At 58.3% G+C, this 24,039-nt stretch carries 23 protein-coding genes; 7 read left to right on the top strand and 16 right to left on the bottom strand.

Going from position 1 to position 24,039, the window contains the following annotated elements:
• Positions 1-49: 49 nt before the first annotated feature.
• The 7 genes from N438_RS26160 to rhaB form a co-directional block, all read right to left on the bottom strand.
• A complete protein-coding gene (locus tag N438_RS26160) occupies positions 50-1,054 on the bottom strand; it encodes an ABC transporter permease (RefSeq protein WP_008807887.1) in 1,005 nt (334 codons plus the stop codon).
• Positions 1,051-2,058, bottom strand: coding sequence for an ABC transporter permease (locus tag N438_RS26155; RefSeq protein ID WP_023323427.1), 1,008 nt, complete (start codon positions 2,056-2,058; stop codon positions 1,051-1,053). The genes N438_RS26160 and N438_RS26155 overlap by 4 nt, the downstream gene beginning before the upstream one ends.
• Positions 2,055-3,566 (bottom strand): sugar ABC transporter ATP-binding protein, encoded by a 1,512-nt coding sequence (locus N438_RS26150; protein WP_012543274.1) that lies wholly within the window; start codon positions 3,564-3,566, stop codon positions 2,055-2,057. The genes N438_RS26155 and N438_RS26150 overlap by 4 nt, the downstream gene beginning before the upstream one ends.
• Positions 3,567-3,712: 146 nt before the next feature.
• The gene (rhaS, locus tag N438_RS26145; protein ID WP_116696586.1) at positions 3,713-4,699 is read right to left on the bottom strand and encodes a rhamnose ABC transporter substrate-binding protein; all 987 of its coding nucleotides are present in this window, start codon (positions 4,697-4,699) and stop codon (positions 3,713-3,715) included.
• Positions 4,700-4,780: 81 nt separating this feature from the next.
• Positions 4,781-5,611 (bottom strand): rhamnulose-1-phosphate aldolase, encoded by an 831-nt coding sequence (gene rhaD / locus N438_RS26140; protein ID WP_008807883.1) that lies wholly within the window; start codon positions 5,609-5,611, stop codon positions 4,781-4,783.
• 151 nt (positions 5,612-5,762) lie between these two features.
• Complete coding sequence (rhaA, locus tag N438_RS26135; protein WP_012543272.1) at positions 5,763-7,022, bottom strand: L-rhamnose isomerase; 1,260 nt, start codon at positions 7,020-7,022, stop codon at positions 5,763-5,765.
• On the bottom strand, positions 7,019-8,485 hold the full coding sequence (gene rhaB, locus N438_RS26130; RefSeq protein WP_116696585.1) for a rhamnulokinase: 1,467 nt from the start codon (positions 8,483-8,485) through the stop codon (positions 7,019-7,021). Before rhaB ends, rhaA begins: the two co-directional genes overlap by 4 nt.
• A gap of 310 nt (positions 8,486-8,795) precedes the next feature.
• Between rhaB and rhaS (N438_RS26120) the strand changes: the two genes are divergently transcribed.
• The gene (rhaS, locus tag N438_RS26120) at positions 8,796-9,632 is read left to right on the top strand and encodes an HTH-type transcriptional activator RhaS (RefSeq protein WP_004146257.1); all 837 of its coding nucleotides are present in this window, start codon (positions 8,796-8,798) and stop codon (positions 9,630-9,632) included.
• 73 nt (positions 9,633-9,705) lie between these two features.
• Positions 9,706-10,551, top strand: coding sequence for an HTH-type transcriptional activator RhaR (rhaR, locus tag N438_RS26115; RefSeq protein ID WP_008807878.1), 846 nt, complete (start codon positions 9,706-9,708; stop codon positions 10,549-10,551).
• A 32-nt stretch (positions 10,552-10,583) separates the two neighbouring features.
• Here rhaR and rhaT read toward each other — a convergent pair whose 3' ends face one another.
• Positions 10,584-11,618: an L-rhamnose/proton symporter RhaT gene (gene rhaT, locus N438_RS26110; RefSeq protein WP_012543269.1), complete on the bottom strand. Its 1,035-nt coding sequence runs from the start codon at positions 11,616-11,618 to the stop codon at positions 10,584-10,586.
• A 289-nt stretch (positions 11,619-11,907) separates the two neighbouring features.
• On the opposite strand from rhaT, the gene sodA reads away from it, so the two are divergent.
• Together sodA and yiiM are read left to right on the top strand one after the other, a co-directional pair.
• A complete protein-coding gene (gene sodA, locus N438_RS26105) occupies positions 11,908-12,528 on the top strand; it encodes a superoxide dismutase [Mn] (protein ID WP_004203668.1) in 621 nt (206 codons plus the stop codon).
• Between the two features lie 72 nt (positions 12,529-12,600).
• On the top strand, positions 12,601-13,275 hold the full coding sequence (yiiM, locus tag N438_RS26100; protein WP_008807875.1) for a 6-hydroxyaminopurine reductase: 675 nt from the start codon (positions 12,601-12,603) through the stop codon (positions 13,273-13,275).
• Between the two features lie 63 nt (positions 13,276-13,338).
• On the opposite strand, the gene cpxA is transcribed toward yiiM, so the two are convergent.
• Entirely contained in the window at positions 13,339-14,712 is a 1,374-nt protein-coding gene (cpxA, locus tag N438_RS26095) for an envelope stress sensor histidine kinase CpxA (protein ID WP_008807874.1), read from the bottom strand.
• Positions 14,709-15,407, bottom strand: a complete 699-nt coding sequence (cpxR, locus tag N438_RS26090; RefSeq protein ID WP_002882901.1) for an envelope stress response regulator transcription factor CpxR — start codon at positions 15,405-15,407, stop codon at positions 14,709-14,711. The genes cpxA and cpxR overlap by 4 nt, the downstream gene beginning before the upstream one ends.
• A gap of 149 nt (positions 15,408-15,556) precedes the next feature.
• Between cpxR and cpxP the strand changes: the two genes are divergently transcribed.
• The 3 genes from cpxP (at position 15,557) to pfkA (ending at position 18,280) form a co-directional block, all read left to right on the top strand.
• On the top strand, positions 15,557-16,060 hold the full coding sequence (gene cpxP, locus N438_RS26085) for a cell-envelope stress modulator CpxP (protein WP_004178004.1): 504 nt from the start codon (positions 15,557-15,559) through the stop codon (positions 16,058-16,060).
• Positions 16,061-16,218: 158 nt separating this feature from the next.
• Positions 16,219-17,121 (top strand): CDF family cation-efflux transporter FieF, encoded by a 903-nt coding sequence (gene fieF, locus N438_RS26080; RefSeq protein ID WP_008807873.1) that lies wholly within the window; start codon positions 16,219-16,221, stop codon positions 17,119-17,121.
• A 196-nt stretch (positions 17,122-17,317) separates the two neighbouring features.
• On the top strand, positions 17,318-18,280 hold the full coding sequence (gene pfkA, locus N438_RS26075) for a 6-phosphofructokinase (RefSeq protein ID WP_002882911.1): 963 nt from the start codon (positions 17,318-17,320) through the stop codon (positions 18,278-18,280).
• A gap of 61 nt (positions 18,281-18,341) precedes the next feature.
• Here the strand turns inward: pfkA and rraA are convergent, their stop codons facing one another.
• The 6 genes from rraA to cytR form a co-directional block, all read right to left on the bottom strand.
• Positions 18,342-18,827 (bottom strand): ribonuclease E activity regulator RraA, encoded by a 486-nt coding sequence (gene rraA, locus N438_RS26070; protein ID WP_002882913.1) that lies wholly within the window; start codon positions 18,825-18,827, stop codon positions 18,342-18,344.
• Positions 18,828-18,919: 92 nt separating this feature from the next.
• Entirely contained in the window at positions 18,920-19,840 is a 921-nt protein-coding gene (gene menA, locus N438_RS26065) for a 1,4-dihydroxy-2-naphthoate polyprenyltransferase (RefSeq protein ID WP_008807872.1), read from the bottom strand.
• A gap of 69 nt (positions 19,841-19,909) precedes the next feature.
• Complete coding sequence (gene hslU / locus N438_RS26060) at positions 19,910-21,244, bottom strand: HslU--HslV peptidase ATPase subunit (protein ID WP_008807871.1); 1,335 nt, start codon at positions 21,242-21,244, stop codon at positions 19,910-19,912.
• 9 nt (positions 21,245-21,253) lie between these two features.
• Positions 21,254-21,784, bottom strand: a complete 531-nt coding sequence (hslV, locus tag N438_RS26055) for an ATP-dependent protease subunit HslV (RefSeq protein WP_002882918.1) — start codon at positions 21,782-21,784, stop codon at positions 21,254-21,256.
• 91 nt (positions 21,785-21,875) lie between these two features.
• A complete protein-coding gene (gene ftsN, locus N438_RS26050) occupies positions 21,876-22,826 on the bottom strand; it encodes a cell division protein FtsN (RefSeq protein WP_116696584.1) in 951 nt (316 codons plus the stop codon).
• Between the two features lie 93 nt (positions 22,827-22,919).
• Positions 22,920-23,948, bottom strand: a complete 1,029-nt coding sequence (gene cytR / locus N438_RS26045; RefSeq protein WP_002882921.1) for a DNA-binding transcriptional regulator CytR — start codon at positions 23,946-23,948, stop codon at positions 22,920-22,922.
• Positions 23,949-24,039: the final 91 nt, after the last annotated feature.

The raw sequence follows: 24,039 nt of genomic DNA, 5'->3' as shown, positions 1-24,039 counted from the left end.
GCCGGGCAGTCCCCTCTCCCTTGGGGAGAGGGCCAGGGTGAGGGGGAAATTAACATCGTCTTCGCTGCATCATCCGCCGGGTAATAATCGGCAGGGAGATCACCACGATCAGCATGGCGCCGATAATCACCGACATCACGATGCCGGGGACGTTCAGCAGGCTCAGGCCGAAGGTCACCAGCCCCATCAGAAAGGCGGCAATGATCACCCCGGGCATGCTGCCGGAGCCGCCGAGAATATTGACGCCGCCGAGCACCGCCATGGTGACAACCGCCAGCTCCCAGCCCATCGCCAGGGTGGGGCGGGTACTGCCGAGCCGTGAGGTCAGCAGGACCGCCGCCAGCCCGGCCATCAGCCCGACCAGCGCGAACAGCACCAGGTTATGACGCTTAACATTGATCCCCGAAAACCAGGCGCCGGTCGGGTTATTGCCGATGGCGTAGGTCCGGCGACCAAAGTTGGTTTTATGCAGCAGGAAGGTGAAGGCGGCCGCGAGGAGGATAAACAGCGCAAACTCAAAAGAGAGCGCCCCCCACACGTAGCCCTGGCCGAACCAGGCAAAGCTCTCCGGATAGTGATTGAGCGCCTGATCGCCCAGCAGGATATAGGTGATGCCGCGATACAGGCTCATGGTGCCGATGGTGATCACAATGGACGACAGGTTAAAGCGAGTCACCAGCAAGCCGTTGAACAGGCCGCACAGCAGACCTACGCCCAGGCCGATGATCACCAGCAGCGGCGTGTCCACCCCCGCTGCCGCGCAGAAGCCCATCACCGTTGAGCTGAGCGCCATCGTCGAGGCCACCGACAGATCGATTTCCCGGGCGATAATCAGCATCGCCATCGGCAGGACGACGATCGCCTTCTCGGTAAAGGTAAAGGTCGCGTCCGAGAGGTTCCAGATATTGAGGAAGTACGGGGAAGCCACCGCGTTGCCGATAAATACCGCCAGGGTGACCGCCAGTAAAAACCCTTCCCAGCACAGCAGGCGGCGCAGCGGCGACGGCGCGGCCGGGGCGTTTTTCATCTCTTCAGATACCATCATTTTGCTCATGATTTCACCGCCTGTTTCTGTCGGGCTAACGCCGCGTTGCGCAGGATTAACCGCCCGTGACCGCGATTGCCGCGCTCGTTGAGCAGCACCGCCATGACGATCACCGCCCCGGAAATCGCCATTTGCCAGAAGGGCGAGATGCCGATCACCGGCAGGGCGTTATTGATGACCCCGAGGAACAGCGCGCCGCACAGGCAGCCCAGCACCCGTCCGCTTCCGCCCATGGTACTGATACCGCCGATCACGCAGGCCGCGACCACCTGCAGTTCAAAGCCGTTCGCCACGTCGACATAGGCGACGGCGAAGCGCGAGATCCACAGATAGCCGCAGAAGCCGGCCAGCGCGCCGGAGAGACAGAAACTGACGAACTGCATTTTTCCGGCGTTAATGCCGGTGTAGTACGCCGCCGTCGCGTTGCCGCCTGCGGTGTATAAGGCCCGGCCGGTGCGGCTGTAGCGCAGGAAATAACCCACCAGCAGCAGCGCGGCGATGGCGCACCAGCTCAGAAGCGGTAATCCCATGAGCGTGCTGCGCGGCAGACTGAGAAAATCAGCGCTCATCTGATGTGAGTTAACCCAGCCGCCGTCAGTCAGCAGGAAGATAATGCCGCGATAAATGCTCATGGTGCCCAGGGTCACCACGATGGCGGGAATGCCGAGGCGCCAGACCAGCAGGCCGTTAATCATCCCCATCAGCAGGCCCAGCAGGGTTGCCAGTGCCAGCAGCGCCACCACCGGAATACCCGGATAGTGGGCGTTAAGCAGGGCGACGATCATCCCGGTCAGCGCCAGGTTGGCGGCCATCGACAGATCGATGCCTTTGGTGAGCAACACCATCATCTGGCCGAGGGCGAGAATGATAAGGATGGCGGTATCGTTAAACATCTCCACCAGATTGCCCGGTGAAACGAACGACGGCGCCCGGCTGCCGATGGCGCCGATCATCAAAATGATGACCAAAGCCAGCAGCGCTTCGCGATGTTTAAGCCATGCGTGTCCCATCATGCCGCCTCCTGGCCGATGCCGCTGGCCGCGCTAACGATGGTTTCCGCTGTCGCTTCACCGGCCTGGTATTCGGCGACCATCAGCCCTTCGTGCATCACGATAATCCGGTCGGCCATGCCCATCACTTCCGGCAGCTCTGACGAGACCATAATCACCGCCAGTCCCTGGCTGACCAGCTCGGACATAAACTGATGCACGGCGGCTTTTGAGCCGATATCAATGCCTTTGGTCGGCTCGTCGAGGATAATCACCTCGGGATGGGTCGCCAGCCATTTGCCGATCACCACTTTCTGCTGATTGCCGCCAGAGAGGGTCTCCACCGGCTGCCGCCAGCTGAAGGCTTTAACCTGCAGGCGCGAGGCGTACTCGTCCGCCAGCCGCCATTCCCGGGCGTCGTTCAGGACGCCGTTAGGATTGAGCTTGCTGAGCTGCGGCAGACTGATGTTCTGGGCGATGGACAGGGCGATGATCGCCCCCTGTTTCTGCCGCTCTTCCGGCACGCAGACGATGCCCGCGCGGATGGCGTCGGCGGGCTGGCGAAAGCGCATGGGGCTGCCGTTCAGGCGGATCTCGCCGGAGGAGGGACGCGAGACACCGGAGAGCGCCTGCATCAGCTCGGTGCGTCCGGCGCCCACCAGGCCGTAAAAGCCGAGAATTTCGCCCTTGCGCAGGCGGAAGCTGATATGGGCAAACTCGGTAGGATGACAGAGATCGGTCACCTCCAGCACCGTTTCTCCGGGCGTGCAGCCGACTTTCGGGTAGGTTTGGGTGATCGCCCGGCCCACCATCATCGACACCATCCGCTCTTCGGTGATGTCGCTTATCGCCCCGGAGCTGACGTACACCCCATCACGCAGGATGGTGTAATAATCGGCCAGTTCGAAAATTTCATCGAACTTATGCGAGATAAACAGGATCGCTTTGCCGTCCTGCTTCAGACGCTCAACGATGTGATAAAACTCCAGGATTTCATGCTGGGAGAGCGCGGCGGTCGGCTCATCGAGGATCACCACCTGGGCGTCGAAAGCCAGCGCCCGGGCAATCGCCACCATGTGTCGCTGGGCGATGCTGAGGGTTTTCAGCGTGGCCCGCGGGTCGATCTGGACTTCCAGCCGGGTGAGGATCTCGCTGGCTCTGCGGTGCATCGCCGGCCAGTCGAGCGTTTTGAGCAGTCCCTTATACAGATACTGGCCGACGAAAATATTTTCACTGACCGAGAGTTCGTCAAACAGCACGGTTTCCTGGTGAATGGCGGTGATCCCTACCTTATGCGCCGATTCCGGCGTTGGCAGATGAATAGGGATCGCTTTATAGAGGATCTCGCCCTCTTCGGGCTGATAAATACCGGTCATCACTTTGACCAGCGTGGATTTCCCCGCGCCGTTTTCGCCGATTAAGGCGGTCACTTTGCCGGGCCAGAGATCAAGCTGCACGTTCTCAAGGGCGCGCACACCGGGAAAAATCTTGGTGATCCCCTTCAGCGACAGCAGTGGCGTTGATGCTGACATGATAGTTCTCCACAAAAATCACCCCTCACCCTAACCCTCTCCCCAAAGGGGCGTGGGAACGGTCCGGCGTCCGCTGGCCACATCGTGCAGAGGACCAGCCTTTCCCCCTCTCCCTCCGGGAGAGGGCCGGGGTGAGGGAACAAGGGTTAGAAAATTTTCGAGAACTTATCGATGTTGCTCGCATCGTAGACGAACGGCTCGGCCATCGCGCCATTCCCCTCAGCATCCAGCTTCACTTTGCCCAGCTTGCCCATACTGGCTTCGGTTTTGGTCGCCGTGCCTTTGACTAAATCGTCGGCCAGATAGGTGGCGGCGTAGCCCAGGTCAATCGGGTTCCAGATGGCGAAGCTTTTGCTGGCGCCGGACTTGATCGCGCCGGCCATTTCCGACGGCAGCCCCAGCCCGGTGACATAGACTTTGCCGATTTTGCCCTGATCCTTCACCGCCTGCGCGGCGGCAACAATGCCCACCGATGACGGCGAAACAATGACTTTCAGGTCCGGATATGATTTCAGCAGGCCCACCGCTTCGCGGTAGCTTTTATCCGACAGATCGTCACCGTAGGCGACAGTGACCAGCTGCACGGACGGATACTGCGGCAGCACCTTTTTCATCTCCTCAATCCAGATGTTCTGGTTAGTGGAGGTTGGGGTGGCGCTTAACACGGCCACCTCGCCTTTCTCAACGTTCAGCGCCTTCAGCGCATCGGCGGCGAGCTTGACGTTGGTTTCGCCAATTAAGGCGTTATTCGAGGGGTTAAGATGGATCTGGCGGCCTGCCGGCGCCACGCCGGAGTCCCACGAGACCACCTTGATGCCGCGCTGCATCGCTTTTTTCAGCATCGGTACCACGGCGTCCGGATCGTTGGCGGAAATGGCGATCGCATCCACGCCCTGGGCGATCAACCCGTTCAGCACATCGATCTGCGCTTCGGCGGTGGTAGTGGTCGGGCCGGTGTAGATCACTTTGACATCACCTAACTCTTTGGCTGCCTGTTGGGCGCCAACGTTGGCGGCTTCGAAGAAGCCATTTCCCAGCGATTTCGCCACAAGGGCGATCTTAACTTCTGCTAAGGCGGAACCGGACAACGCCAGGGCGGCAACGGTGAGGATCAAGCTTGTCTTTGTTTTCATTGCTTTTACTCCACATGAGTTAGTTTTGTAGGGTTTGCAGGTGATGTTTCGCCCCGTCTCGGTGAGCGGGGCGCGATGTTGTTATGGATAAAGATCTAAAGCGGACTGCAGCGGCTGCACGTTGAAGCGTTTGCCAAGGGCGATAAGCTCTTCGCGGGTGATGGTCTGCTTCATCCCGCCCATGGACAAGACTTTCACCAGCACTTCGGCGGACTTCTCGGCGGTGTCGATCAGGCCGAAGGTCTCATCCAGCGTGGGGCCGCTGCCGAAGACGCCGTGGAATGGCCACAGCACCAGCGAGTGTTTTTGCATGGTTTCGGCGGTCGCCTGGCCGATTTCATCGGTGCCCGGCACCATCCACGGCAGAATGCCGACGCCGTCCGGGAAGACCACCAGACATTCGGTGCTACCTTCCCACAGCTTGCGGGTGAACAGATCGCTGTGGTTCTCCAGAACATAGGTCAGGGCGATCAGGTTGGTGGCATGGCAGTGCATGATCACCCGGTCTTTGCCGCCGGTCAGTTTGATGCGCTCGCTATGCGACAGGAAGTGTGCCGGCAGCTCGGAGGTCGGTACGGCATCCTCGGTGAGGCCCCACAGGATATGGTATCCCGCGCCATCGCTGTCGACCTTTACCACGCCGAGGTTAGCGGCCGGGTCGAGCTGGACGTTACGGAAGAATTTGCCGGAGCCGGTGACGATAAATGGCTGGTTGGCCAGGATTGGCATCGGCTGGCTGAGGGCGATGTAACGCGGTTTGGCGTGGAAATCCGCCGCATAAGGTTCGATATCCGCTTCATCCAGACGCAGCGTCAGGTTGCCGCCGTTGCGTTCGTCCCAGCCTTTCAGCCAGGCGTCGGAGGTGGCTTTGATCATGCCCTGGACGAACCAGGCGTCGATAATGGTCTGCATAGTCTTGTCTTTCCTGTTGATTTGGTGGGGGTAGCCCCTCACCCTAACCCTCTCCCCACAGGGGAGAGGGAACTGTTCGGTGCGCTCTGGCAACATCGCGCAGTTCGTAGCCCGGGTAAGGCGTCAGCCGCGACCCGGGAAAGCCCGTGCATTACCCGCGCTGGCTCAGAACCGCATTCTCATAAGCCCGTACGTTGTCCAGCCACTGACTGCCCGCCGGCGTGTCGTGACGCTGACAGTACATCTCCCAGATGGCCTGCCATGGCAGCGATTTTTGCTCTTCGAGCAGCGCCAGGCGGGCGGTGTAATCGCCGTCGTTCTCCAGCTGACGAAGCTGAGCGGTCGGTTCCAGCAGGGCGCGCAGCAGCGCTTTTTTCATATTGCGGGTACCAATTACCCAGGCCGCGATGCGGTTGATGGAGGCATCGAAGAAGTCGAGGCCGATGTGCACGCGGTCAAACAGGTTGTGGCGAATGATTTCACTGGCGATGGCCTGGGTTTCATCATCCAGCAGCACCACGTGGTCGCTGTCCCAACGTACCGGGCGGCTGACGTGCAGCAGCAGGCGCGGGATGTAGAGCATGGCGGCAGAGATTTTGTCGGAGATCACTTCCGTCGGGTGGAAATGGCCGGCATCGAGACACAGCGCCGTCTGGCGGCTGGTGGCGTAGCCCATATAGAACTCGTTGGAGCCGACGGTGTAGCTTTCGGCGCCGATGCCGAACAGCTTGCTCTCCACGGCGTCAATATGGTGCGCCGGGTCGAGCTTCTCGCTGATCACCTCATCAAGGGCATTCAGCAACCGCTGGCGCGGCGCGAAGCGGTCAACGGTAATATCTTTCATGCCGTCCGGCACCCAGATATTCATCACCGATGGGGTACCCAGCTGTTCGCCAAAATAAGCGGATACGCGACGGCTGGCTTTGCAGTGGTCGATCCAGAACTGGCGGATCTCATCGTTGGCGTGCGACAGGGTAAAGCCGTCGGCGCTCAGCGGATGCGAGAAGCAGGAGGGGTTGAAATCCAGCCCCAGTTTGTTGGCTTTCGCCCACGTAACCCAGTTTTTAAAGTGCTCCGGCTTAATCTCATTGCGCGCTACCGGCGCGTCGGATTCCAGGTAAATAGCGTGCAGGTTGAGACGCTTTGGTCCCGGGATCAGGCTCAGCGCCTGCTCAAGGTCGGCGCGTAGCTCTTCAGCATTGCGCGCTTTGCCTGGGTAGTTGCCGGTCGCCTGGATGCCGCCGGTCAGGCTTCCCGCCGGGTTTTCGAAACCGGCGACGTCGTCACCCTGCCAGCAGTGCATGGAGACGGGCAGACGGTCCAGCTGGCGCAGGGCCTCCTCGACATCCACGCCGACGGCGGCGTAGCGCTGCTTAGCAATTTCCCAGGCTTGTTCAAGTTGAGTGGTCATGCGCAAAGCTCCTTGGTCTGTTGTGGCTGAAACTGCGCCACGAAACGGGCAATTTCACTATCAGGATTGGGGGTAAAAGCGGTGAGCGCCGCGTTGTCGCGCACCACTTGACGAAACTCATCGACATTGGCCAGCTCGTCGAGGGTCATTAACTGGATGCCGATATTGCCGAGGGTGGAGGCCTCCACCGGGCCGGCCACGACGGCGATCCCGCAGGCGTCAGCGCACAGCTGGTTAAGCAGCGCGTTCTGGCAGCCGCCGCCGACGATATGCAGCTGGCTGAAGGGCTGGCCGCGCAGCGCCACCAGCTCGTTAAGCACCCGGGCGTAGAGCAGCGCCAGGCTGTCGAAAATGCAGCGCGCCAGCTCGGCATCGCTTTCAGGAACGGGCTGCCCGGCATCGCGACAGGCGGCCTGGATCTCGGCGCTCATACTGGCCGGGTTGATAAAGCGGTCATCGTTGCAGTCAATCATGAAGCGGCACGCCGGTAGCGCGGCGGTGCGGGCGATCAGCCCCTGCAGGTCGCTGACGTTTTGCTCTTTCAGCACCCGCTGCAGCAGCCACAGGCCCATGATATTTTTCAGCACCCGATAGCGGCCTTCCGCTCCGCCTTCGTTGGTGATATTGGCCTGCAGCGCCGCGTCGCAGTTGTATGGGGTCAGGCTTTCAAACCCCATCAGCGACCAGGTGCCGGAGGAGAGATAGGCGGCATCACGGTCGGCCAGCGGAGAGGCGATCACCGCGCTGGCGGTGTCGTGGCTGGCGACAGCGACCACCGGAATACGGTTGCCCTGCGGGCAGATCCAGTGACCAATCACATTGCCGGGGTGGGTCGGCGTTCCGAACCACGCCAACGGCGCGCCGGTCCAGTTCAGCAGCGTCTCATCCCAGCTATCGCTATTGATGTTAACCAGCTGGGTGGTGGTGGCGTTGGTATATTCCCAGTTCAGATTGCCGGTCAGGCGGAAGCTGAAATAGTCGGGGATCAGCAGGGCATGCGCGGCCTGACTGACCAGCTCCGGCTGCTGCTCCACCAGGGCGCGCAGCTGGTAAAGGGTGTTAAACGGCAGAAACTGAATACCACTGCGGCGATAGATCTCCGCCCGGCCCAGCTGTTCTTCAGCGTGACGTAGCAGGCCCTGGGTGCGGTCGTCGCGATAGGAGATCGGCAGTCCGACGCGCTGGCCCTGCTTATCCAGCAGGACATAATCCACCCCCCAGGTATCGATGCCGATACTGTCGATCAGGATGCCCTGCTCACACACTTTCTCCAGCCCGCGACGGATCTCGCCTTCCAGGCTATCCACATCCCAGCAGTCGAAGCCATCCACCTTCTGCAGGCTGTTGGTGAAGCGATGGATTTCCCGCAGGGTCAGGGCGCGTGGCCCGGACTGATAGCTGGCGAGCATCACCCGCCCGCTGGAGGCGCCTAAATCGACGGCGACACAATGACGAATACTCATGGAAAGACCCTTCTTAAAATCATTGTCCGCAGTCTAAAAAAGGCCGCTTACTGACACCTTCTCGCTACGGACAGTCAAAACTGGCCGCTGGCAAGAAAGCAAAGGTGACCGTGAGGGAAATCACAATTTGCGGTTTTAGGGGGTGGCGAGGGGGATGTGATGGCGTCCGCAGTTCCGTATCTTTCCGACTGATTCTTGAAAAAGCGGCAGGATTTACGAATTTCATGGTCAAAAATTGAAGGCCGGATAGCCAACCCTTCATTACTATCAGCCGGTGACTGATAATTTTTCTCATTACGAGGGTGGCATCATGACCATATTGCACAGTACGGATTTCTTTAAGGCCGGGATCTCGACGGTGGCTATTGAACCCCGCCTCCCTCAGTCGGCCTTTCCGGAACATCACCATGATTTCCATGAAATAGTTATCGTGGAGCAGGGATCGGGTATTCACGTCTTCAATGGCCAGCCCTACACCATTGGCGGCGGTTCGGTCTGTTTTATCCGCGATCACGACCGGCATCTTTACGAGCACACGGATAATCTGTGTCTGACCAATGTGCTCTATCGCGCGCCGGATGCGTTTCGCTTTCTCGCCGGGGTCAGTCAACTACTGCCCCAGGAACAGGAAGGAAACTACCCCTCGCACTGGCGGGTGAATCAAACCGTCCTGCAACAGGTGCGGCATATCGTGGCGCAGATCGAGGCCGTGGGGAGCGATACGGATACTCATGCCGTCGCCAGCCGTGAGATCCTGTTTATGCAGCTGCTGGTGCTGTTGCGTAAAAGCAGTCTTGCGGAAGAGGCTACCAACAATGATGCGCGGCTGAATCAGCTGCTGGCCTGGCTGGAAGATCATTTTGCCCAAGAGATCTGCTGGGAGGAGGTGGCGGCGCAGTTTTCGCTGTCGCTGCGTACCCTGCACCGCCAGCTGAAGCAGCAGACCGGCCTGACGCCGCAGCGCTATCTTAATCGGGTGCGCCTGATGAAGGCCCGGCATCTGCTGCGCCACAGCGATGAAAGCGTGACTGATATCGCTTTTCGCTGCGGCTTCGGCGACAGTAACCACTTTTCGACGCTTTTTCGCCGCGAATTTGACTGGTCGCCGCGCGATATCCGCCAGGGCCGCGACGCCATTCTTCAGTAACGCGAGAAGAGTCAACGTATTGCGGGCTAAAAACGCGAATAATGCGCCCTTATCCGCGTTTGGAGTGTGAGCCGTGGCCGGTCTGATTCTACGTAAAGAGGAGTTTTTCCCTTCCGCCACGCAGGCAGTGGCGGTGGCTGACCGCTACCCGCAAAATGTTTTTGCCGAGCATACCCACGAGTTCTGCGAGCTGGTGCTGGTGTGGCGCGGCAACGGGCTGCACGTCCTTAACGATCGCCCCTGGCGCATTACCCGCGGCGATCTGTTCTATATTCGCGCCGAAGATAAACACTCCTATGCTTCGGTTAATGATTTAGTCCTGCAGAACATCATCTATTGCCCGGAGCGGCTGCAGCTCAATTTTGACTGGGCGGGGACGATCCCTGGCCTCTTTGGCACGCCGTGGAAGCCCCACTGGCGCATGGGCAGCACAGGTATGGCGCAGGCGCGCCAGGTGATTAGCCAGCTTGAGCATGAGTGCGCCCGGCGCGACGCGCAGGGAAATGCGATGGCCGAACTGCTTTTTGCCCAGCTGGCGCTGACGTTGCAGCGCCATCGCTACGCGACGGATGATCCCGCGGCGACGCAGCGCGAAGCGCTGCTGGACAAACTGCTGGCCGCGCTGGCGGCCAGCCTCAGCCGCCCCTTTGTTCTGGAGCGTTTCTGCGAGCAGGAGGGCGGCAGCGAGCGGGCGCTTCGCCAGCAGTTTCGCCAGCAAACCGGGATGACCATCAATCACTATTTACGCCAGCTGCGGATCTGCCATGCGCAGTATCTGCTGCAGCATACCGAGCGCTTAATCGGCGATATCGCCATGCAGTGCGGCTTTGAGGACAGTAACTACTTTTCGGTGGTTTTTAGCCGGGAAATCGGCATGTCGCCGGGGCAGTGGCGGCAGCGCAGTCGCGCCGCCGCCTGAAGACCGTCGTTGTCTGGCTGATGACCCGGTGGTTAACTGGCCATCCCCAGACCGACGATATTGGCGGCGATGATGATCACCACGCAGCCGAGGCTCAGGACGCTCACCGGACGACGACCGGCGTTGTTCCACTCCTTCAGCACCAGACCCACCAGACCGCCGCACAGCACGTAGAAACTCATGTGCAGCATCCAGCTCATATAGTCATACTGCGCCGGAATGCTGGCGTGGCCCCAGGCATAGAAGAAGAACTGGAGATACCACATCAGGCCGCCGAGGGCGGAGAGCAGAAGGTTGCTGATGATGAGCGGTTTGGCCAGCGAGAAATCGGCTTTGACTGACAGGTTCTTCACTTTCGCCAGACGAATAAAGCAGAAGCCGAGGTTGACCAGCGCCCCGCCGCCCATAATGACTACGTAGCTTGGCAGCGCCGCGTACAGCGGGTCGACGCCGAGCGCTGCGGCGGCGTCATGCATCGGTTTGGCGGCGTTCATCGCGAACGACATCCCTGCGGAGAAGATACCGCACATCACCGCCAGCAGAAGTCCTTTCTTCAGATTGAACTCTTCGGCTTTGATGCCCATTTTGCGCTCTTTCAGCTGGCCTGCGCGGGTGACGATGCCGACGCCAATCACCGCCACCAGCACGCCGAGCAGCGTCATTTGACCGCCCTGGGTGTGCATCAGCACCGAAAACTGACCGTTAATAATCGGCGTCATCAGCGTGCCGACAATCAGCGTGATGCCAATGGCGATGCCAATCCCCATCGACATGCCAAGATAGCGCATGGTCAGGCCATAGTTGATATTACCGATGCCCCACATAGCGCCGAACAGGAAGACCGGCAGCAGCGTGGAGGCGTTAAAGGAGCGGTAGTAGGCCCAGAAGTCGGGTAACAGCGTGGCGCTGATGGCCCAGGGCAGGATCAGCCAGGAGACGATCCCTCCAACCGACCACATGGTTTCCCACGACCAGTGTTTTACTTTTTTGAACGGGGCATAGAAACAGGCGGCACTGGCGGCCCCTATCAAATGCCAAAAAATACCCATCGTAATCGCGTGGTTCATTGATTTTATCCTCATCTTTTTTTATCGGAGACGGCGGCTTCCGATGTGATGAGTGTAAAAATTAGCCGCTTTGGCCGCCTTCAAGCCGTTGCCACAGGATGGCGAACCCTGGCAACCATGGGCTTAATTAGTTGTTCTACATCACAAAATGACGGGTATTTCTTCTGGTTATATCCATATGAAAAATACGGCATTGATAAGCATTTTCAATACCATTTAATTAACTATAATGGACAAACTGCTTACGCGGCGTTAACACTTGAGCCGCTCGACAATAATGGAGATGATTATGAGCTATACCCTGCCATCCCTGCCGTACGCTTACGATGCTCTGGAACCGCACTTCGACAAGCAGACGATGGAGATCCATCACACTAAACACCATCAGACCTACGTGAACAATGCCAACGCCGCGCTGGAAAGCCTGCCGGAGTTCGCTAACCTGTCCGCTGAAGAGCTGATCACCAAGCTGGATCAGCTGCCGGCTGACAAAAAGACCGTACTGCGTAACAACGCGGGCGGCCACGCTAACCACAGCCTGTTCTGGAAAGGCCTGAAAACCGGCACCACCCTGCAGGGTGACCTGAAAGCGGCTATCGAGCGCGATTTCGGCTCTGTAGACAATTTCAAAGCGGAATTCGAAAAAGCCGCTGCGACCCGTTTCGGCTCTGGCTGGGCGTGGCTGGTCCTGAAAGGTGACAAACTGGCCGTTGTCTCCACCGCCAACCAGGATTCCCCGCTGATGGGCGAAGCCATTTCCGGCGCTTCCGGCTTCCCGATCCTGGGTCTGGACGTGTGGGAACACGCTTATTACCTGAAATTCCAGAACCGTCGTCCGGACTACATCAAAGCCTTCTGGGACGTAGTGAACTGGGACGAAGCTGCAGCGCGTTTTGCCGCTAAAAAATAAGGTTGCATTGCGCTAAGAGAGAAGCGAGTCTGATGACTCGCTTTTTTTATATCTGTAGCAAGGAGAGCAGCCATGCATTATCCGGTGAATGTCTTTGTCGGCAAAATCAGGGACTACGCGGGCAGTCGCCCCAGCGCGATCGGCAAAATCCAGGTCGATGGCGAATTGCAGCTCGGCGATCTCGGCCTCGATGGGGATGAGCAGGCGGAGAAGAAAATACACGGCGGGCCGGACCGCGCGCTGTGCCACTATCCGCGCGAACACTATGCCGACTGGATGCGTGAATTCCCCCAGCAGGCCGAGCGCTTCTGCGCGCCGGCGTTCGGCGAAAACCTCTCCACCACCGGGCTCACCGAGCAAAATGTTTATATCGGCGATATCTTTCGCTGGGGCGAGGCGCTGATCCAGGTCACCCAGCCGCGATCGCCGTGCTTCAAGCTCAACTTTCATTTTGCGATCGGTGATATGGCGCAGCTGGTGCAAAACAGCGGGAAGACCGGCTGGTTGTATCGGGTGATTGCCGGGGGGCAAGTCTCCAGCGATGCGCCCCTAGAACTGGTTTCCCGGCTGAGCGATGTCAGTGTCCATGAGGCCGGGGCGATTGCCTGGCAGATGCCGTTTGATGATGATCAGTATCATCGTTTATTGTCGGCTGCGGGCCTGTCGGTGAGCTGGAGCAGAACGCTGCAGAAACGACGTTTAAGCGGTAAGATCGAGGATAGTTCGCGGAGATTGTGGGGGAAATAATTCCCCCACATTGAGTATTTTCGGGGATGCTCCCGGCTTAGCGCAGCGCAAGCCGGGACAGAGTCAGGTGCGCTTATACAGCGGCAGCCAAAGGGTTAAGCGCAAACCACCCAGCGGGCTGTCGTCGGCCTTCACCCAACCGCGGTGTTGCTGAATAGCGGTTTCGACAATCGCCAGCCCCAGGCCGGTGCCGCCGGACTCGCGGTCGCGCGCCTCGTCGGTCCGGTAGAATGGCCGGAAAATCTGTTCGCGATCCTCCGGGCTGACGCCCGGGCCGTCGTCGTCGACGTTAACCGTAATCCCGTCTTTATCCACCGAGAAGCTGACGGAAATCTTCGTGTGTGAGTAGCGCAGGGCGTTGCGGACGATATTTTCCAGCGCGCTTTCCAGCGCATTAGGATTACCGTACAGCGGCCAGGGGCCCGGCGGATACTCAACGGTGAAAGATTTACCCATCTGCTCGGCTTCAAACGCCGCGTTGTCCAGCACTTCGCCCCACAGCTGATTGGCTTTCACCGTCTCGCTGACCAGGGCATTTTTGGCCTGATTGCGCGACATCACCAGCAGGTCGTTGATCATGCTGTCCAGCCGGTGCGCCTCGGTTTCGATGCGCTCCAGCTCCTTGCTCTCACCGCTGCGGCGACGCAGCAGGGCGGTGCCCAACTGCAGGCGCGTAAGTGGTGTACGCAGCTCATGCGAGATATCAGACAGCAGCCGCTGCTGGCTGGTCATCATCCGCTCCAGCGCGGTGACCATCTGGTTAAAGCTGGCGCCAGCGGCTAAGAACTCCTGCGGCCCGGCTTCCAGCTCCGGATGCTGGCGCAGGTTGCCCTGGGCGACTTCGTCGGCGGCGTTTTTCAGCTTACGCGCCGGTTTCGCCAGGCTCCACGCCAGCCACAGCAGCAGCGGGGCGCTGACCAGCATCGTGACGATCAGCAGCAGCAGCGGCCGGTCAAACAACAGGTTGATAAAGTCGGATTGGGAGGTGCTGGCGGGACGAATCAGATAGAGCTGATAGTTATCCTCGCCGTCCCTGACGGAAAACGGGCCCACCATTTCCAGGCGGCCATAGCGTTTTTTCTGCGGATGATCGGCATTATCGGCCTGGCCGATAAAGTTACGAATGATCTGCATCTCGTTGCGTTCTGCGCCGATCACGCGGCCTTCGCTGGTCACCAGCAGCAGGCGTTGTCCCGGCGGCGCCCATTTATCGATGGCGCGAAACAGACGGCGCCACCACATCAGGTCGTTTGGCGGATCGTTGGCCAGCTCGGCCTCGACGTGCTGCTCGATCATGATGCCCTGACGCTGCTCGCTTTCCAGCAGCTCGGTCATCTGCCGGGAATCCAGTTTGGGCAACATCAGCACCAGCATCAACACCAGCGCCAGCGTGAGCCAGAAGATGGCGAAGATGCGTGCAGTCAAACTTCCAATCATGAAGCGGAAACCATCAGATACCCGCGGCCACGCAGCGTTTTAAACCACGGATGGCCATCTTTGCGCTCCGGCAGCTTACGCCGCAGGTTGGAAATATGCATATCGATGGCGCGGTCGAACGGCGTCAGGCGCTTGCCTAACACTTCCTGGCTTAAATGTTCACGCGACACTACCTGGCCGAGATGCTGCGCTAACAGATAGAGCAGGGTGAACTCGGTACCGGTGAGCTCCAGCGTCTGACCATCGAAATTGGCTTCCTGGCGGCCCGGGTTCAGGCTTAAGGCATCCACTTCCAGCGTTGGCGATCCGGCTTCGGTCGTCTGCTGCTGCTCGCTCCAGTGGGAACGGCGCAGAATCGCGCGTATACGGGCCACCAGTTCACGATCGTTGAACGGCTTAGGCAAATAGTCATCCGCGCCCAGCTCAAGGCCGAGAACGCGATCCAGCTCGCTCCCGCGCGCTGTTAGCATGATAACCGGGGTCTGGTGTGTCTGACGCAGCTCTTTCAGCGTATCGATACCGTTTTTCTTCGGCATCATCACGTCGAGCAGCAATAAATCAACGCTGTCGTCCAGAAGGGCCAGCGCCTGTTCCCCATCATGGGCCACCAGCACGTTAAAACCTTCCATATCGAGCAGCTCTTTTAACAGGGAGGTGAGCTCCCGGTCATCATCAACTAACAGGATTTTATTCATCTTTTAAATACCTCCGAGGCAGAAATTACGTCATCAAGGCCCGCTAATCCATGACTTTACGTTGTTTTACACCCCCTGACGCATGTTTGCAGCCTGAATCGTAGACTGTCTCTCGTTGAATCGCGACACAAACGTTTTGGGAGTATGTGATGCGCAATGTTATCGCTGCCGTCATGGCCTCAACGCTGGCGCTAAGTGCATATAGCCAGGCCGCTGAAGTCGTTACCAGCGTTAACTGGCTCCCCGGAGACGAAGGGGGACAGCGCGGTAGCCAGAGCCATATGTTTGACGGCATAAGTTTAACCGAGCAGCAACGTCAGCAGTTACGGGATCTTATGCAACGGGCACGCCACGACAGGCTCCCCGTTAATGTTAGCGAAATGGAGACAATGCATCGCCTTGTCACCGCAGAAAATTTTGATGAAAACGCTGTGCGCGCTCAGGCAGAAAAGATGGCGCAGGAACAGGTTGCTCGCCAGGTTGAAATGGCTAAGGTCCGCAACCAGATGTACCACCTGCTTACGCCAGAGCAGCAAGCGGTTTTAAATGCTAAGCACCAGCAACGTATGGATCAGTTGCGTGAGGTTGCAAGGATGCAGAAAGGCTCAGCAATGATGCTTTCGAGTAGTAGCAACACCCTGCAACCCCAGTAACAAACCCTGTTTTCCTTGCCATAGACACCATCCCTGTCTTCCCCCACATGATGTGGGGGTTTTTTTTGCCCTTTTTTCGGCAAATCAACTTCTTCGCGTATCCCGTGAGCGTCACAAGTTCAGGTTATACTAAGCGCATTGCAGGAGAAGGAGCCTATATGAATCAATCTTATGGCCGGTTGGTCAGCCGCGCCGCTATCGCCGCGACGGCCATGGCCTCCGCGTTACTTTTGATCAAAATTTTTGCGTGGTGGTATACCGGTTCAGTCAGTATTCTGGCTGCGCTGGTGGATTCGCTGGTGGATATTGCCGCCTCGCTGACCAACCTGCTGGTGGTTCGCTATTCGCTGCAACCTGCTGATGAAGAGCATACCTTTGGCCACGGCAAAGCGGAATCGCTGGCGGCGCTGGCGCAAAGCATGTTTATCTCCGGCTCGGCGTTGTTTCTGTTTCTCACCGGCATCCAGCACCTGGTGCGTCCGGAGCCGCTGCAGGCCGCTGGCGTCGGGGTCGTCGTCACGTTGATCGCCCTGTTCAGCACGCTGGCGCTGGTGACCTTCCAGCGCTGGGTGGTGCGAAAAACCCAGAGCCAGGCGGTGCGGGCGGATATGCTTCATTATCAGTCTGATGTTATGATGAACGGCGCTATTCTGGTGGCGCTGGGCCTTTCCTGGTACGGCTGGCATCGCGCCGATGCGTTGTTTGCCTTAGGAATTGGCATCTATATTTTATATAGCGCGCTGCGGATGGGCTATGAGGCGGTTCAGTCACTACTCGACCGCGCCTTGCCTGACGAGGAGCGTCAGGACATTATCACCATCGTGACCGCATGGCCCGGCATCCGCGGGGCGCACGATCTACGAACGCGGCAGTCAGGGCCGACCCGCTTTATTCAGATTCATTTGGAAATGGAAGATAACCTCCCGCTGGTGCAAGCCCACGTGATTGCAGACCAGGTGGAGCAGGCGATTCTGCGCCGTTTCCCGGGTTCCGATGTCATTATCCATCAGGATCCCAGTTCTGTGGTGCCAGCGGCGCAGCAGGGCTTTTTTGAGCGTTAGGTTATAGTCTGTAAACTCGATGTAAAAATGTGGGGCAGATCGGCATTTTTTGTATAAATTACCGCCGTTTGGTCTGACCTGAATCAATTCAGCTTGAGGCGTTTGATATACTATTGTCATTAGCGTCGTGCACTCCTGGTGAGGGAGCGCTTCAGGCAACAGAATTATTTTTTGCTTCCTAAGTTCAGAGGTAGTCATGATTAAGAAAATCGGTGTGTTGACAAGTGGCGGTGATGCGCCGGGCATGAACGCAGCAATTCGTGGCGTGGTGCGCGCGGCATTAACGGAAGGTCTGGAAGTTTTTGGAATCTATGACGGTTACCTCGGATTGTATGAAGACCGTATGGTTCAGCTCGACCGTTACAGCGTTTCCGACATGATCAACCGCGGCGGCACCTTCCTGGGCTCCGCTCGCTTCCCGGAATTCCGCGAAGAACACATTCGCGCTGTGGCTATCGAAAACATGAAGAAGCGCGGCCTGGATGCGCTGGTGGTTATCGGTGGTGACGGATCCTATATGGGGGCAATGCGCCTGACCGAGATGGGCTTCCCGTGCATCGGTCTGCCGGGCACCATCGACAACGATATCAAAGGCACTGACTACACCATCGGCTTTTTCACCGCCCTGAGCACCGTGGTGGAAGCGATTGACCGTCTGCGCGACACCTCTTCTTCACACCAGCGCATCTCCGTGGTGGAAGTGATGGGCCGTTACTGCGGCGACCTGACCCTGGCGGCGGCGATTGCCGGCGGCTGTGAGTTCATCATGGTGCCGGAAGTGGAATACACCCGTGACGATCTGGTGGCCGAAATCAAAGCCGGTATCGCGAAAGGTAAGAAACACGCTATCGTGGCGATCACCGAGCACATGTGCGACGTTGACGAGCTGGCAAGCTACATCGAGAAAGAAACCGGGCGTGAAACTCGCGCCACCGTCCTCGGCCACATTCAACGCGGCGGTTCCCCGGTTCCTTACGACCGCATCCTGGCTTCCCGCATGGGCGCCTATGCAATTGAGCTGCTGCTGCAAGGCCATGGCGGCCGTTGCGTCGGCATCCAGAACGAGAAGCTGGTGCACCACGACATCATCGATGCCATTGAGAACATGAAGCGTCCGTTCAAGAACGACTGGCTGGATTGCGCGAAGAAACTGTACTAAGTTGCGCGTCGGATAAACAAAAGGCCTTCTCATGGAGAAGGCCTTTTTTATGGCGGAGGGTTTATTCGATATCCAGCGGGTCTTCCGACAGGATCATCCCGGTGTTATCGGCATACAGATGGTCGCCGGAGAAGAAGGTCACCCCGCCGAAATTGACGCGCACGTCGCTTTCGCCGATGCCTTCGCCAGCCGCGCCGACCGGAATAGCCGCCAGCGCCTGGATGCCGATGTCCAGTTCCTCAAGATCGTCAACCTGGCGCACCGCGCCATAGACCACTAACCCTTCCCATTCATTCTGTACGGCCAGACGCGCCAGGTCGGCGTCAATTAACGCGCGTCGTACTGAGCCGCCGCCGTCGATCAGGAGAATATGACCACGGCCGTTCTGCTCGAGCAGATCATAGAGCAACCCGTTATCCTCGAAACATTTTACCGTAATGATTTGTCCACCAAACGACGACCGTCCTCCAAAGTTAGAGAACAGCGGTTCCACGACGTTGACATCTTCCTGGTAGATGTCACAAAGCTCGGAAGTATCGTATTTCATAGGCTTAACGTTCAGTTGCTGCGAGAGTTTTTAGTATATCCCGCGAATCCCATTGTTGGCAAAATCATCAATTGTTAATTGATATTTGTCAGTTAAGCCATCAGCTTACTGGCAATAATTCCGATGACAAACAGCAGGTTGGTCAGTAAGGCCCCTTTAACCGTCTTTTCGAGCATTGGCCGCATCGCCAGCGGATCGGATTCGCGCAGGACGTAGCGCGCCTGTTTCACCAGCAGCGGGGTGGCGAGAATAAACAGCCAGCCCCAGGCTGAATGCAGCGCCAGCAGGTTAAATAGCGCCAGACACAGCAGGGCGCCGAGCAGCAGGCAGGCATGATAGCGGCGGGCATTGACCGGGCCCAGGCGCACGGCGAGGGTGTTCTTCCCGTTCTGCCGGTCGCTGTCGATATCGCGCAGATTATTGATGTTCAGCACGGCGGTCGCCAGCAGACCGCAGGCTGTCGCCGGCAGAAAAATGGCCGCTTCCACATTATGGGCTTGCAGATACCAGCTGCCGAGGACGCTCAGCCAGCCGAAGAAAACGAGTACTGAGATATCACCCAGACCAATATATCCATAGGGGCGGGTGCCCACCGTGTAGGTGATGGCGGCCACGATGGACAGGCCACCCAGCACAAGGAAGCCGATAAAATCGCCGACACTCTGCCAGGCGGCGCACAGCAGCGCCAGACCAAACAGACAGATCAGCGCGACGGTGACGATGAGAGCGCGCTTCATCTGCTGGGGGGTAATCACCCCTTTCTGCATGCCGCGCAGCGGCCCGATGCGATCGGGTTTATCGCTCCCTTTGACCGCGTCGCCATAGTCATTCGCCAGGTTAGAAAGAATTTGCAGCAAGCCAGCGGTGATCAGCGCCAGCAGAGCAACCCAGGGATCAAAATGGCCCTGCTGCCAGGCAAGGGTGGTGCCAACAATAATCGCGGCAAAGGCCAGCGGTAACGTTTTAGGACGCAGGCTTTCCAGCCACGCCCGAGAACGGCTGATATCAGTCATAGTTATTTTAGCCAATAAAAATGGGGGCTATAGCCCCCATCAACAGTGATGAAAATGCATTGCACCGGATTATAGGATAAAACGGCTCAGATCTTCATCTGCCACCAGAACATCCAGGTGTTTACTCACATATTCGGCATCGATAATGACGGTCTGGCCGTTCATCTCGCTGGCATCATAGGAAATATCTTCCACCAGACGCTCCAGCACGGTATGCAGGCGACGCGCACCGATGTTCTCGGTGGTTTCGTTTACCTGCCACGCGGCCTGGGCGATACGCTTGATACCGTCTTCGGTGAATTCGATATTCACCCCTTCGGTCGCCATCAGCGCTTTGTACTGCACGGTGATGGAGGCATTCGGCTCGGTCAGGATGCGCTCGAAGTCATGGGTGGTCAGCGCTTTCAGCTCAACGCGGATCGGCAGACGCCCCTGCAGCTCAGGGATCAGATCGGACGGACTGGCCACCTGGAACGCGCCGGAGGCGATAAACAGAATGTGGTCGGTCTTAACCATCCCGTGCTTGGTGGAGACGGTGCAGCCTTCAACCAGCGGCAGCAGGTCGCGCTGTACGCCTTCGCGAGACACGTCCGGGCCGGAGGAGTTGCCGCCGCGCTTACAGATTTTGTCGATTTCGTCGATAAAGACGATACCGTGCTGCTCTACAGCGTCGATGGCTTCCTGCTTCAGCTCTTCCGGGTTGACCAGCTTGGCCGCTTCTTCTTCAATCAGCAGCTTCATCGCGTCTTTGATTTTCAGCTTACGCGGTTTCTGCTTCTGACCGCCGAGGTTCTGGAACATGGACTGCAGCTGGCTGGTCATCTCTTCCATGCCCGGAGGGGACATGATTTCAACGCCCATCGGCGCCGCAGCGAGATCGATTTCAATCTCTTTATCGTCCAGCTGGCCTTCACGCAGTTTCTTGCGGAACGCCTGGCGCGCAGCAGAGGGTTCCTGCGGCTGTTCAGCCTGGCCCCAGTTGTTTTTCGCCGGTGGGATCAGCACGTCAAGCACGCGCTCTTCCGCCAGCTCTTCCGCGCGGTAACGGTTCTTATCGATGGACTGCATGCGAACCATTTTGATCGCCGCATCGGTCAGATCGCGGATGATCGAGTCTACTTCTTTACCAACATAGCCCACTTCGGTGAACTTGGTCGCTTCAACTTTAATAAACGGCGCGTTGGCCAGTTTCGCCAGACGACGGGCAATCTCGGTTTTACCGACGCCGGTTGGGCCGATCATCAGAATGTTTTTCGGCGTGACTTCATGACGCAGCTCTTCGTTAAGCTGCATCCGGCGCCAGCGGTTACGCAGGGCGATAGCAACAGAACGCTTGGCGGCGTCCTGGCCGATAATGTGTTTGTCCAGTTCGCTGACAATTTCGCGTGGGGTCATTTCAGACATGGGAGATCCTTACGCTTTAGAAGGTAATTCTTCGATGGTGTGGAAATGGTTGGTATAGATGCAGATATCACCTGCAATATCCAACGCTTTCTCGGCGATGTCGCGCGCGCCCATATCGGTGTTTTCCAACAGCGCGCGGGCCGCGGCCTGGGCGTAAGGACCGCCGGAGCCGATAGCAATCAAATCGTTTTCTGGCTGTACCACGTCGCCGTTACCGGTGATGATAAGCGACGCGTTTTCGTCCGCGACGGCCAGCAGCGCTTCCAGCTTGCGCAACATCCGATCGGTTCGCCAGTCTTTGGCCAGCTCAACGGCGGCCTTCACCAGATGGCCCTGGTGCATTTCCAGTTTACGTTCAAACAGTTCGAACAGCGTGAAGGCGTCAGCGGTGCCGCCAGCAAAACCGGCAATCACTTTGTCGTTATACAGACGACGCACTTTCTTCACGTTGCCCTTCATCACGGTGTTGCCCAGCGTGGCCTGGCCATCACCGGCAATAACAACATGGCCGTTACGGCGAACACTTACAATTGTAGTCACGAGCAGACCCCTTGGTTGCAAAAGCGGAACAGGGGCCCCGCGCTGTCCGCGGGGCCGAATGCAATTATAGATGGGGGGGATTTTGAGGGTTTCAACCCCTGGCGGCGAGACGAATGCAGTTCGCGTGTCCGGCCATCTTCAGACGGGTGATCATCTCGTTGGCGCTTTCTTTGCCTTTCAGCGGGCCAATGACTACGCGGTTCCAGCCGTTGTTGGTGGTGATATGTGAAGCAAACCCTTCAAAAGCCAGCTGAGCGCGGACGGTTTCGGCCTGCTCGGCGCCTTTAAAGGAGCCACACTGGATCATCCAGCTACGATCGTCTTTCTTCTCGGCGGCTTTCGGCGCTTCCTCCACGCGGGTTACCGGCGCGGCGGCCTGCGTACGTGGCTGCGTGGTATTGGTATGCGCCGGCGTCTGCAGCAGATCCTGGTACGGCTGCTGGTTCGACGCGGTCTGCTTCGGCTGTTGCTGTTGCACCGGCTTCGGCTGCTGGACGCGCGGCTGCTGCTGCACGGCCTGCGGCTGAGTTTGCGCCCACTGCTGCTGTTGCTGCTGTGCTAAACGCTGACGCTGCAACGTCTGCTGGCGCTGTGCCGGGGTTTGTTCGTTCCACGGCACTTCGGTCAGCTGGGTCGGCTGCTGGCGCATATCGGCCTGCATCTGGGCGAGCAGCTGGCGCTGCTCGTCGGTCAGCTGTTCCGGTTTCATCACCTCGCCACCGGCGGTCGGTTCGGTCGGCGCGCGGACGCCAGGCTGGCGGCTTTCCAGCTCTTTGATATAGCGCCAGCGCTCTTCCGGTTTTGGCGGCAAGCCGTTACCGGCGGCCTGGCGATTTTGCATCGCTTCCGCTTCTTCTTTCTTATGGTGCGTAATGAAATAAAGTCCACCGATAAAGGCCACCAGCACCGCCGCCGCGATCGCCACCATAGCCGGTGAAATCGCCGGAAGGCTGCTTTGCTTATTCCTTGAGCTTCGGGTAGTGCTCTTTTTGCGCCGCGAAGAAGCCGGTTGGCTGCGGCGTACATAATCTCGTTGTGCCACTATCGTTTCGCTGTCTTATATTTGTTCGTCAGCCCGCCATGTTACTTAAGCGGCGGGCCTTTGACCAGAAGAGCAGGCCCGAAAGCCTGATGGTTATCGTCTGATTTTTTGCGTACTGCCGCGAACGATCAGTTCGCAATCGAGCAGACGCGAGCCGCTGTTCACATTATGACCCTGCATTTGCTCAAGTAATAGCAGCATTCCTTCACGGCCGATATCAAAACGCGGCTGTGAAACGGTGGTCAACGGCGGATCGCAAAATTCAGACAACGCGATGTTATCGAAGCCGACAATCGACAGGTCGTCCGGCACCTTCAGGCCGCGGCGTTTCGCCAGCGACAAGGCGCCCAGCGCCATCACATCACTATGGCAGAAGACCGCGGTGGGCGGCACAGGTTGCGCCAGCAGTTGTTCCAGCGCATTGGCGCCGGCTTCGAAAGTAAAGTTGCCGCGAGCGATATAGTGCGGATCGACGGTGATACCGCTGCGACGCAGCGCCTGCACGTAACCCTGCAGACGATAATGGCACAGCGGCATATCTTCCGGGCCAGCGATACAGCCAATACGCTGGTGTCCCAGTTCGTGGAGATAGTTCACCGCGTTAAAGGCCGCCGTCAGGTTATCGATGTGGACGGTGGGCAGCTCCAGCTCCGGCGCGAATTCGTTCGACATGACCATCGGCGGCAAATTGCGCTGCTCTTCCACGCTGGCGTCGAATGGCAGGCGCGAGCTGAGCAGCACCATGCCGTCGATCTGCTTGGTGATAATAAGGTCGATAAAGGTTTTTTCTTTCTGGTTCTGGTGGGCGCAATCGCCGATTAACACCAGATAACCGTGCTCGGCGGCCGTGACTTCAATTCCGCGGATGACTTCACTAAAAAAGGGATCGCAGATATCCGGCACGATCACGAGGATCGTCCGCGATTCGTTGCGCTTCATATTTCGCCCGAGCGACTGCGGTAAATAGCCGACTTCCAGCGCCGCCTGCTCGACCCGGTTACGGGTGGCTTGCGACACCTTATCAGGGTTCATCAACGCTCGGGACACGGTTGCCGTGGAAACGTTTGCCTTGAGGGCGACGTCTTTCATGGTGGCGGCAACCACTTGTTTTTTGGGCTTCACCTGGTTTCTCCTCGCTGAATGGCGCTGACATTTCCCTTGCGCGCTAACTGCTGCATCATTTTTATCAGATAGTCGCGGCAGTGAGTTACAG

The organism is Klebsiella sp. GL120222-02, from assembly GCF_003097195.1.
In the GTDB taxonomy this organism is placed as follows: Bacteria; Pseudomonadota; Gammaproteobacteria; order Enterobacterales; family Enterobacteriaceae; genus Klebsiella; species Klebsiella variicola.
Note: the sequence above shows the minus strand (reverse complement) of the source record. Positions and strands in the feature narration are given on the sequence as shown.